Source organism: Shimia sp. R11_0 (assembly GCF_017744035.1).
GTDB lineage: Bacteria > Pseudomonadota > Alphaproteobacteria > Rhodobacterales > Rhodobacteraceae > Shimia > Shimia marina.
This window is the reverse complement of sequence record NZ_JAGHQY010000013.1, coordinates 23,729-34,732: the sequence shown is the minus strand read 5'-3', so window position 1 is coordinate 34,732 and position 11,004 is coordinate 23,729. Positions and strand designations below refer to the sequence as shown.

Here is an 11,004-nt window from a genome sequence, read left to right as displayed (position 1 = left end):
AATCATGTTTGGTAGGTTGAAGGATTGGCGGCGTGTGGCAACCCGCTACGACAGATGCCCGAAGGTCTTCCTGTCCGCAGTCGCCCTCGCAGCACTCGTGATCTACTGGCTATGAGTCCTGACCCTATGTCTCATGCAAATTTTAGGCAGAGCAATCTGTCATGGGCTTCCAACCTCATAGGTAGATTTAAATAATGACATTGCATCTTTTGATAATTGACTCGCGGACGTAGCTCTGGCTACTTCAGCATCATTCTGGTCCGGTGGCTATGCCATCCGGTGAAAAGGGAACGAGGTGCGGCCTTTGCCAAATCCTCGACTGCCCCCGCAACTGTAAACGGTGAGCAACCTCGGCACATGCCACTGTCCGACACATGGATGGGAAGGCCCGAGGGCGCGTTGACCCGCAAGTCAGGAGACCTGCCAGAATGTTCACCCTGTCCGGACGCGGGGCGCGTCATGGGCAACGGTCATTCCGTAGTGGTGGCGATAGCTTCACCGTCTGCGGGGATTTTCTCCAAAGGCATTTTGAATTTGGCACGCGGCCGTGTGCCATTTAGCGGGAGTCGGGCAGCGTCTCCTGTGGAGATTTGATATGATTAAGAACATCCTGCGCGGCTCCAGCGCAGTTGCCGTGCTCTGTGCACAGGGCGCATTGGCCCAAGACGATACCACTGACCTGAGTGAGATCATTGTCAGCGGGGGGCTCACCGGAATTGCAGCCGAGAACTTCACGCGAAGTTACAGCGTGGTCACCGCAGAAGACATACGCGAACGCGGTATCATGCGTGTTCAGGATGCATTACGTGCCTTGCCTGGCGTGTCGGTGGCCTCCTCTGGGAGCACGGTCACAGGCGTATTCATTCGAGGTGGCGAGAGCAACCATGTGAAGGTTCTCATCGACGGTGTCGAAATCAACGGAGCACTTGAAGGTAATTATAACTTTAGCAGTATGCCCGTGGCCAATATTGAGAAAATTGAGGTCCTTCGCGGTCCGCAATCGGCAATCTATGGCACGTCGGCCATGTCTGGTGTGATCTCAATCACAACCAAGCGCGCTCAGGCCCCCGGGACCACCTATGGCGGCGGAATTGAGGTTGCCAAGGACGGCCAATACAACAGCAACCTATTTGTGCGCCAGGGCTGGGAAAAAGGTCAGCTTTCCTTTTCGATCGAGCAGAACCGTGAGGATTACAATTATGCCTCACTAGGCATGCCAAATGCTGAAAATAAAGTGCGCAATATAAACCTGTCTGGTGATACAACAATTGGGACGGGGCGCGTTAGAATTGGCTTTAACTTTCGCGACATCGATCAGGCCTACACTTCCTATCCGACGGAGAATGCGACAGCGTCCTCAACACCTGAGAGTTATCTGACAACCCCGCTACAAGACGCGGAAGTCGATGAACAGTCCGGGGCCATCTGGTTGGAAGCGGAAGCACGAGACGCCCGCTGGCTGCATAGTTTTGAGCTTTCGGGAATGGATCAAAAACGTGTCTTTGAACCCAATGACCTATATGCGTCCACCCGTGAGAGCTTCAGATATACCTCTACCTTCGCACTGGATGGCGCAAATGCGCGGAATTCAAATCAAAAACTGAACCTTCGCTTGGAAGCGCAGCGAGAAGGCATGGAGATCGACTCGCAATATTCTCAGGGCACGCAGGAGCGCAATTCACGTGGTATTGCGGTTGATTACCAAGGCAGTTTTTCCAACGGAATAGATGTTCAAGCCGGGTTGCGCTACGATGACATCGATGTTTTTGAAAACCCGCTGTCGTGGAACCTGTCTGCGGCTTATTCTGTGCCGGGCACTGATCTGCGTCTGCGGGGGGCAATCGGGCAGGCCACGGTCAACCCGACAATGTATGAACAGTTCGGATATTCTCCGGGGCAGTTCATCGGCAACCCAAACCTGAAACCCGAAGAGAGCATGAGCTATGAAATTGGCGGAGATCTTTCTGTTGCAGGGGGACGTGGCCAATTGGGTTTGACGATCTATCGTAATGAAATTCAAAATATGATCGCGTCTGTAGGTATGTCCGCAGACAACCTCTCAGGCACGAGTATTCGTCAGGGTATTGAGTTCACCACAGATTGGAGCGTCAATGACTGGCTGGACGTCAAAGCAAGCTACTCTTACGGTGACGGTGAAGATCCGGCCGGCGATCCTCTGGCGCGCCGCCCAGAACATGAAATCGGCTTGCAAGCTCGGGCGACATTCCTGAATGATCGTGCTGTTGCAACCGCCGATCTCAGATATGTTAACGGCAGCTACGACAAGGAATGGTTTCGACCATGGCCCAACAATCCAATCACCAAGCTTCCATCGTTCACTGTTGTCAACATTGCCGCCCAATACGCTTTGACAGACACGGTCAACCTGAATGCGCGTATCACCAATCTGTTTGATGAAGAGTACTCTGAGGCATGGGGGTCTTTTGGACAACGCCGGACGGCTTATCTGGGCCTGAGCGCATCTTTCTAACGTGAAACTTCGGCGTTACCTAATACCCGCTTTGGCGACCCTGCTTTTTGGCGGGGCCGTTCAGGCGCAGGAGGTGGTTGAGCCACCTTTTGCGCCGCCACAGCGCGTGGTCTCTATGAACCTCTGCACGGATCAGCTTGCCATGATGCTGGCCGCGCCGGGGCAGCTTGTGTCTGTCTCCTATCTTGCACGGGATGACCGCAGCTCTGCCATGGCACGCGCGGCCAAAGCCTATGACATTAATCATGGGCGGGCTGAGGAAATCTATCTGCTTGCGCCTGATCTGGTGATTGCCGGCGCCTACTCAACACGGGCAACAGTTGATATGTTGCGGCGGCTCGATGTTCCGGTCGCCGTGATGCAGCCCGCCCGCGCGCTAGAGGATGTTACGGCCCGTATTCTCGAAATGGGGGCGCTTCTTGGTCAAGAAGACAGAGCCGAAGATATGGCGCGAACGTTTGAGCGTGACCTTGCGATGCTGCGGGCGGCTGAACCACAGGATGTGCGGGCGGCACTGTATTCCGCGAATGGCTGGACATCGGGTGACAACACGCTGGCTGGACAAATTCTTTTGGCTGCGGGCCTGCGCAATGTGGCCACAGAGGTGGGCTATGCGCGCGGCGGGATCATGCCGCTTGAGGTTCTGGCAATGGCCGCGCCGGATATGGTGATCACCTCTTCTGGATATCCCGGTATGTCCCGATCTGAGGAAATCTTGCGCCATCCCGTGGTGGAGGCGTTTCGCGCGGCCGGCGCAAACAGCGCGATGCGGGATCGAGATTGGGTCTGTGGCACGCCACATGTTTTGCGTGCGGTTCAAAGGCTGATCGAAGACCGCAAAACCTATCAAAGAGGCCATAAATGATGAGATTGGAACTGGGGCTCGCCGTTTGTGTGATGTGTCTTTTCTTTCTGTCGCTGACCTTGGGGCCGGCCAATGTGCCCATGGGCGATAGCCTGCGAGCCTTGTTTGATGATGGGTTTGGGCCACTCTCGCTGGTGATGCAGGAAATCCGCCTGCCGCGCGCGCTGCTGGCCATTATTGTGGGGGCTGGGCTCGGTCTTGCGGGGGCCGCGATGCAGGGCTATCTGCGCAATCCGCTGGCCGAGCCGGGATTGATTGGCGTGTCGTCCTCCGCCGCGCTTGGCGCTGTGCTGGCTGGTCCGCGCGGGGGCGCGCTGACGCTCATTCTAGCAGGCATTGCAATTTCTGCCTTGGCCGGGGCATTGACCTCATTGGCCTTGAACCTGTCCCCCAATCCTTTTGCTGCCAATGAGATTGTGTTCTGGATGATGGGGTCTTTGGCGGATCGCTCCATGACCCACATGTGGTTGGCTTTGCCTTTTGTGCTTGTCGGGGGCGGGGTCATTGCGATGACCGCGCGTGGATTGGATGCGCTCACGCTTGGGGAAGATGCCGCAGAGACCATGGGCATAGATCTGTCACGCCTGCGCGGTCTGATTGTGCTGGGCACCGCGAGCATTGTGGGTGGTATCACGGCGGTGGCCGGGGCAATTGGGTTTGTCGGGCTGGTGGTGCCGCATATTCTGCGCCCTTGGGTGGGAGCACAGCCATCCCGCTTGATGTGGTCTTCTGCGCTTGGCGGCGCAATCATGGTCCAGTTGGCGGATATGGCTGTGCGTCTGATCCTGCCCGCGCGCGACCTGAAGCTTGGCGTGGTCACGGCCCTTGTTGGCGCGCCGCTGTTTTTGCACCTGATTTACAAGACGCGGAGGGAGCTGCCATGACCTTGCTCTCTGTTCAGAACCTGAGTGTCCGGCGGCGCAAACGGGAGGTGTTTAAAAACATCTCATTTGATGTGCAAGAAGGCGAGTTTATCAGCCTGATCGGACCAAATGGGGCAGGTAAAACCACATTAATGCGAGCGGTTTTGGGTCTGTTGCCGCACAGCGGTGAGAGTTCATTGGCCAATAAGTCTGCCCACGCGCGCGCCCATACGGTGGCCTGGACGCCGCAATCACGGGAAATCGCCTGGCCGGTTTCTGTCGAACGTCTGGTGGCGCTGGGGCGTCTGCCGCATCTGGCAACAGGGCAGCGGTTGGCACCGGCGGATCAGGCACATGTAGATGGCGCAATTGCGCGGCTGGGGCTGGAGACGTTTCGCGATCGTGCGGCCTCCCTCCTTTCCGGAGGAGAGCAGGCCCGCGCGTTGATTGCGCGTGCCTTGGCACAAGACACGCCTTTGCTCATGGCGGATGAACCCATAGCCGGGCTTGATCCCGCACATCAGATTTCTACGATGCAGATGCTTCGCACAGTGGCGGATGAAGGCCGTGCGGTGATGGTTTCGATCCACGATCTCGGTCTTGCGGCACGCCATTGTACACGCCTGCTGCTCTTGGCTGGTGGCCGCGTGCTGGCGGATGGCGGGCCTGGTGATGTGCTTACGCCGGATCTGATGGCAGAGGCTTTTCGCGTGTCGATCTGGCATGAGGAGACGGAAAGGGGAGCGGTCTTTCAGCCTTTGGAGGTGGTGACATGAGCCGGGTGACGCTGGAGGCTCCCTGGCTTGCATTTGATCTCGGAGCGAGCATGCAGGCGCTGAGCTGGTCGGTGAACGCGCCAGGGTTTGTGACGGCCTCCCGCATCTTATGGCGTGAGGTGCGCAATCGTGATCTGCCGGAGGGCGCGGATGTATATCAGTGGGCGCAACAGGAATTGGCAGCACGTAATGCCCGGGATGCCGTTCTGATGCTGACATCCCGAACCATTGCCAGCTTTCAGGAAAGTTCTGCGCAGGTTGGCGGCGTTGTAGTGGATGCTGTTGCCACAGTGGGGCTGTCAAATGGCGAACGCGTGGGCCATCGGGTGGACTACAGAGGCCGTGACTGGGGCACAATCAATATCGGAGTGCGCATTGAAGAAGGTTTGAGCCAAACCGGGCTGCTTGAAGCGATGAGCATTGCCGTACAGGCGCGCACCGCTGCGATTATGGATGTGGGCTTACAGTTGCCAACAGGCATCGCGACGGGGACGGGCACTGATTGTGTGACCATCGCCGCCCCCACAGGCCAGAGGCATTACGCGGGACTGCACACATGTGTTGGAGAGGCCATTGGCCGTGCTGTTTATGATGCGGTGCGTGCAGGCGCTGACATATGGATCAAAGAAACAAAGGAGAGGCACCATGCTCAAGCTTGAAGACGTATTGCGCGCCGCACTTATTGAGGAAGAGACTGGCTGGAACATGGGCTCCTTTGGTGCGATTGCCGAATTTCACCATGTACAGGGGGATCCGGCCCCGGTGCCACAGGAGGATCTGGCGCAGGTGACTTCTCGTGGGGGCGTGCGCATTGATCGGCTGAAGGGGGTCATCCCCGTGGCTTATGAAACACTCAGCCCGAAGCCGCATCGCTGGACGCAGGCTGTATCGCTTTGTTTGCCCCAAGAGCAGGCAGCCATGGCACAGCGTGACGTGCTGACCGAACTTGGCGCAGATGTCGGCGCCTTGCGCCAAGAAGATCGCAAGGCGGTGCTGTTTGACATGGGGCTGGCTCAGTTTCAGGTGGATTTCTGTATCCGCACCGCTGATTCCGCATTGCTTGAGATTCTGCGCGCAAATGACGGACGCTCATTGTTTGACCACGACAATCCCGCCATGGGGGCGATCCTAAAGGCGCATCCCCATCGTGTGGCGCTGACCCGGCTCGGTCGTGTCGAAGTCTATCAATTGATCGGCGGGCCTGACACGGGGGGTGCATCTCCAGAAGGTCCGCACACGCATGTGCTGCCAAAGCTTTTGAAGGCAAGGCGCACGCATTCGGCGAATGCGCCGATCCCAGAAGGTTTGGTGCCTTGCTGTGGTCTACATCCTGAAAACCCAGTGATTGGGCGACTGGGCGAAGAAAAAGCTTTTGAACAGCCCGCGTTTGATCGTTTTCAGACGCTCTTGCAGGCTTGGGGGCCGGAGGCCTATCTGGCAGGCAAAAATAGCGCATGGGCGGGTTTGGAGGCGGGGATCCTTGCTCAGAACGCCGAGGAACCAGACACGCGGGTTGGCCGTGCGGGTTGGCGCAATGGCATCCGCCAATGGCGGCTTTTGCAGGGGGACAGCGCCTTGCTGTCGGACTGGGCAATCACATTTGACCGGGATTCAGATCAGGCTGATCCGGAGAATCCCAGGCATTAAATTTGGGCTTTTGGAGGCCGGGATGCATGAAATTCGCTGTTTTGGATAAGGTGGGCTCTGATTAATCCAGGCAAGTTTGTGGCGCGCAGATTGCGATTGTTGTGGTATCTTGGCGCACGACGACACTACAGCCAGGCAATTTGGTCTCGCCCAATTGTACGTCGGTTGCGTTGTAGTTGAAGAGGAACTCCAAATCGCCAAGCTGTCGCCGTCTGACACCTTCTGGAAATGTTGATACAGGGAGAAGCACCGTTTCACACGCCATTGCAACGATCCGGTCCCACAGGGCCTGGTTGGGGAAACTGCCCAGATACCAGCGCTTGTTCTGTCCCATAAGGATCGGCGCGCCAGCCTGCGTGGCCAGAAAGACTTCGGCACTGCCGCTCAATCGTTCGTGCCAGTGATCGGCTGTTCCGCCACCCGCGACAGGGATGCCAGCATGAGGCGGTATACTTTCTATCAGGTCCACATGCACATCAAGGTCGGGCAACTCGGGGCGACCGGATGCAGGGATTGAGAAATCTTTTGTGATGGCCCCCGTGCGTGGGCCGTAGAGACCCAAGGCGCCTGCCGTGCTGACAGCCTCGACCAATGCGGGATCAACTGTGGCCACCCCCGGTGCAAACACCGCTTTATAGCCTGTGAAATCCCGGCACGAGGCACTCACGATGTCCACCGAAAGCCCCCCACGGCGCAGCGCGCGGTAGGCTGAAAACACCAGTCTGAAATAGTCAAACCCGGCGCCCTGCGGCTGTGTGTGCCAGGCCCAGTCAGATGGGTAGTCAAAGACCAGTGCCACATCGGCCTGCTGTGTCTCTTGCGGGGGCAATTCGGCCAAAATCTTGGCCACCGCGCGCGCCTCATCCATACCCGGTGCCTCACGGCCGTCGGGCGTTTGCAGCCCTGCATGCATCTGCTCCTGCGCAAACGGTGCCTGCCGCCAACGGAAGTAGCTCACCACCTCAGCCCCATGGGCAAAGGCCTCCAGCGACCACAGCGCCACCATCCCCGGCAAAGGCGCGGGATTGTATGGTGCCCAGTTCACCGGGCCGGGTTGCTGCTCCATGACCCACCAACGGCCCTTGCCCACCGCACGATAGAGATCGTGGTGGAAGGCCTGCATATCTGGGTCCCCTTGGCGCAGAAACCGCGCCTTGTGATCCTCTGACGCTTCCAAGCGGTCTGACAAGAAGCCAATCGGATAGCTGTCCCAGCTCGCGATATCGAGGTCTTCGCCCACATCAAAATGGTCAAATTCCAGGATGCGGCCCATGTAGTTGTGGATCAGCGGCGCATCAGTGTGCGCACGCAGGATATCTGTCTGCACCTTGTTAAACGCCACCACCTGATCAGAGGAGAACCGGCGGAAGGCCAGCACATGCGCCGGGTTCGGCTCGGTCACCGTGAGGTTGGGCAAGTCGATCTGATCAAAGGAGAAATACTCCATCGACCAGAAAATATTGCCCCAGGCCGCGTTCAACGCTTCAACCGTGCCATAGCGCGCCTTGCACCAGGCTTGGAAGGCGGTCTTCGCAGGCTCTGAATAGCTGATGATCGTATCGTGACAGCCGTATTCATTGTCCGTCTGCCATGCGGCCACATGCGGGTTCTTCCAATAGCGCTCCGCAAGGATCTTTGTGATCCGTGCGCTTTCCGCCTTATACCCTTCATGGCTGAAGCAATAATGCCGACGCGAGCCAAACTTGCGCGGATTGCCAGCCTCGTCCACCGCCAGCATGTCGGGGTGTTTGTCGATCATCCAGCGCGGCGGTGTGGCTGTTGGCGTGCCCAGCACAACCTTCAACCCCGCACTGCCCAGCACCTCAATCGCGCGGTCCAGCCACTCCAGCGTCAGCGTGCCCGCCACTGCCTCCATCCGGCTCCAGGCAAATTCGCCAATCCGCACCCAGGTGATGCCTGCCTCGATCATATCGACAGCATCTTTCGCCCACATTTCCTCCGGCCAATGCTCCGGATAATAACAGACGCCCAGCTCTTGTTTCATAGGATCACCCGCGGTTCCGCAACGCCCTGACCGGCGCTTACCTGCACAAAGGTCATGCCATTCTGTGGCGCAGCCGCCAGAACATCCGCTGCCAGATCTTCTGCCGCCGTGGTCACATACAGATCACACAACTCAGGACCGCCAAAGACCGGGCAAGAGGCTTGCACCCCGCCCACCTCCACGGCCTTCACGAAACGTCCCGCAGGATCATAGGCCGCCACCCGCGCAGCCCCCCATTGCGCGATCCAGACATTGCCTTCGGCATCCACCACCGCACCATCCGGGTTCAACCCTTCCGGTGCCAAATCAAGATACACCTCAGCCGCGCCCACCGGCCATCCGGTCTCCGCATCCAAAGACAGGCGCATCACCTGCCCTGTCGGCGTGTCGGTGTAATAGGCACAGGCCCGTGTCTGATCAAAACAGATCGTGTTGGAGATGGTGATGCCGCCAACCACCTGACGCAGTTCCCCTTTGTAGAACCGATAGATCGCCCCGGCTTTGGGCTCCGCAGATTTCCCCATGGTCCCGATCCAGAAACCACCCCAGGGATCCGCGCGCCCATCGTTGGAGCGCGTCACCGGGTTGTCCGCTTCGAGCGCGATCACATGTTCGCGCCGACCGGTTTCCAGATCCATCCGCCACAGCGCCGTCTCTGAGGCAACAATCAACGTGTCCGCATCAACCCATCCCGCGGCAGAGAAATGCTCATCAAATTGCCATTCCTGCGTGTCGCCCATGCGCTGGGTCAGCAGGCGCTTGCCTTTGATGTCAAACCAGTAAAGCTGCTCACGCACCGGATGCCAAAGTGGCCCTTCGCCCAGCTCACAGACCCGGTTATCAAACACTGCACTCATGACATCGCCTCATCATAAGCCGCCACAATCGCATCTGCCTTAGCTCGCACCTCAGCTGCGCTGTCGCCCGGCTTGTAAATCGCAGAGCCAATGCCAAACCCGTTCGCGCCTGCCGCGACCCACTCTCCAAAGTTGTCCGGTCCCGCACCGCCCACGGCATAGACCGCGCGGTCTTTGGGCAGCACGGCGCGCATCGCCTTAAGGCCTGCTGGCCCCGCCATGTCACCGGGGAAAAGTTTCAGCCCTGTTGCGCCGGCCTTCAGCGCGGCAAAAGCTTCTGTCGGGGTGAACACGCCGGGCCAGCTTTCCATGCCAAGGCTTGCGGTATGGGCAATCACGTCCACATCGCAATTGGGCGAGACTATCAATTGCCCACCAACCGCTTTCACCGCATCCACCTGTGCCACCTCCAGCACCGTGCCCGCGCCCACAAGCGCTTGAGCGCCAATGGATTTCGCAAGCAACCCGATGCTCTCCAGCGGTTCCGGCGAGTTCAGCGGCACCTCGATTTTATCAATATCCGCAGCAAGGATTTCACCTGCAATCGCTTCCACTTCGCCCGGGGTCACCCCGCGCAAGATCGCAATAATCGACCGGCTCATGTTGTTATCCCAAAAGGTTGCGCGCGGCGATCAGCCCCGCAAGTGTCATTTCCTGGCAGTCCACCACAGAGACAAACCCGCCCTGCGCCTTGAGCGCCTCAGCGTAGATATTTGAGAGCGCCGCATCGCCAATCACAACGATCTGTTGCCCCAGCCAATAGGGACGCGATGCCGCCAACTCAGCGCCCAGCAGCAGGCCGGAGAGCCGCGCACGGCCAACCGATGCGGGCGTCGCCTCCAGCAGATCACTGGCCCGGATCGCAAACAACTCAGTGGCAAGGTTTTCCGGGCGCGACAGCGTTACATCCATGCTCGCGCGGAAGGCCTCTTCATCCCAGCCCGCCCCCACCGAGTGCTGCAACACCGATTGTTTGGACAGAAGCGCAAACAGCTCTCCCGTCATAAAGGTGCGGAAACTCACGACCTCGTCCGCGCTCACATGCACCCATTTCGTGTGCGTGCCCGGCAGGCACAAAACCCCGTCCCAGTTCTGATGCTTTGCTAGAAAACCTGCCACCTGTGTTTCTTCGCCGCGCATCACATCGGCGGGGCTCACCTGTTTCAGACCCGGCACCACATGCACCCGCAGGCGCGCATCCGTATCCGGCACGCGAATGATCCTTTCCGCCAAAGCGGGCGCAGGCACCGCGCTATAGGGGGCCTCGACCCAGCCCTGCCGCGCACCAACCATGCCGCAGGCAATCACATCGGTAACGCCCTCGCCCAGCCAATCACCAACCAGCGCCATCAGGGCCGGTTCAAACTCTGCTTTGTTGAGCTTGGACATGCCCTGTTCGGACTCGGCAGTCGCCAGGACTTTGTCGCCGGCCATGGCAAAGGCCCGCAACCGAGAAGTGCCCCAATCCACCGCGATCCATTTTGCTTGCACGCTCATCAC

10 protein-coding genes, 1 pseudogene and 1 riboswitch are annotated in these 11,004 nt (G+C 58.6%); of the genes and pseudogenes, 7 read left to right on the top strand and 4 right to left on the bottom strand.

All coding sequences use genetic code 11. The features are described 5' to 3' along the window. The 7 genes and pseudogenes from J7382_RS19140 to J7382_RS19110 form a co-directional block, all read left to right on the top strand. A pseudogene (locus J7382_RS19140) lies at nt 1-115 on the top strand (IS5/IS1182 family transposase); the annotation flags it as partial. A gap of 124 nt (nt 116-239) precedes the next feature. Then, a riboswitch (cobalamin riboswitch) is annotated at nt 240-443 on the top strand. Between the two features lie 152 nt (nt 444-595). Beyond that, nucleotides 596-2,491 (top strand): TonB-dependent receptor, encoded by a 1,896-nt coding sequence (locus J7382_RS19135; RefSeq protein ID WP_209070594.1) that lies wholly within the window; start codon nt 596-598, stop codon nt 2,489-2,491. Nucleotides 2,492-2,522: 31 nt separating this feature from the next. Further along, nucleotides 2,523-3,356: an ABC transporter substrate-binding protein gene (locus J7382_RS19130; RefSeq protein WP_247745121.1), complete on the top strand. Its 834-nt coding sequence runs from the start codon at nt 2,523-2,525 to the stop codon at nt 3,354-3,356. After that, nucleotides 3,356-4,240: an iron ABC transporter permease gene (locus J7382_RS19125; RefSeq protein WP_209070597.1), complete on the top strand. Its 885-nt coding sequence runs from the start codon at nt 3,356-3,358 to the stop codon at nt 4,238-4,240. The genes J7382_RS19130 and J7382_RS19125 overlap by 1 nt, the downstream gene beginning before the upstream one ends. Beyond that, on the top strand, nt 4,237-4,995 hold the full coding sequence (locus J7382_RS19120) for an ABC transporter ATP-binding protein (RefSeq protein ID WP_209070593.1): 759 nt from the start codon (nt 4,237-4,239) through the stop codon (nt 4,993-4,995). The genes J7382_RS19125 and J7382_RS19120 overlap by 4 nt, the downstream gene beginning before the upstream one ends. Then, nucleotides 4,992-5,654 (top strand): adenosylcobinamide amidohydrolase, encoded by a 663-nt coding sequence (locus tag J7382_RS19115; protein ID WP_209070592.1) that lies wholly within the window; start codon nt 4,992-4,994, stop codon nt 5,652-5,654. The genes J7382_RS19120 and J7382_RS19115 overlap by 4 nt, the downstream gene beginning before the upstream one ends. After that, nucleotides 5,641-6,642: a hypothetical protein gene (locus J7382_RS19110; protein WP_209070591.1), complete on the top strand. Its 1,002-nt coding sequence runs from the start codon at nt 5,641-5,643 to the stop codon at nt 6,640-6,642. Before J7382_RS19115 ends, J7382_RS19110 begins: the two co-directional genes overlap by 14 nt. A 61-nt stretch (nt 6,643-6,703) precedes the next feature. Here the strand turns inward: J7382_RS19110 and J7382_RS19105 are convergent, their stop codons facing one another. From J7382_RS19105 to J7382_RS19090, 4 genes are read right to left on the bottom strand one after another with little or no spacing between them, the layout of a single operon-like run. Then, nucleotides 6,704-8,647, bottom strand: a complete 1,944-nt coding sequence (locus J7382_RS19105) for a beta-galactosidase (RefSeq protein WP_209070590.1) — start codon at nt 8,645-8,647, stop codon at nt 6,704-6,706. Then, on the bottom strand, nt 8,644-9,504 hold the full coding sequence (locus tag J7382_RS19100; RefSeq protein ID WP_209070589.1) for an SMP-30/gluconolactonase/LRE family protein: 861 nt from the start codon (nt 9,502-9,504) through the stop codon (nt 8,644-8,646). The genes J7382_RS19105 and J7382_RS19100 overlap by 4 nt, the downstream gene beginning before the upstream one ends. Next, nucleotides 9,501-10,106 carry a 2-dehydro-3-deoxy-6-phosphogalactonate aldolase gene (locus J7382_RS19095; protein WP_209070588.1) on the bottom strand — a complete coding sequence of 202 codons (606 nt, stop codon included), beginning with the start codon at nt 10,104-10,106 and terminating at the stop codon, nt 9,501-9,503. The genes J7382_RS19100 and J7382_RS19095 overlap by 4 nt, the downstream gene beginning before the upstream one ends. Nucleotides 10,107-10,110: 4 nt before the next feature. Beyond that, nucleotides 10,111-11,001 carry a 2-dehydro-3-deoxygalactonokinase gene (locus J7382_RS19090; protein ID WP_209070587.1) on the bottom strand — a complete coding sequence of 297 codons (891 nt, stop codon included), beginning with the start codon at nt 10,999-11,001 and terminating at the stop codon, nt 10,111-10,113. Nucleotides 11,002-11,004 lie beyond the last annotated feature (3 nt).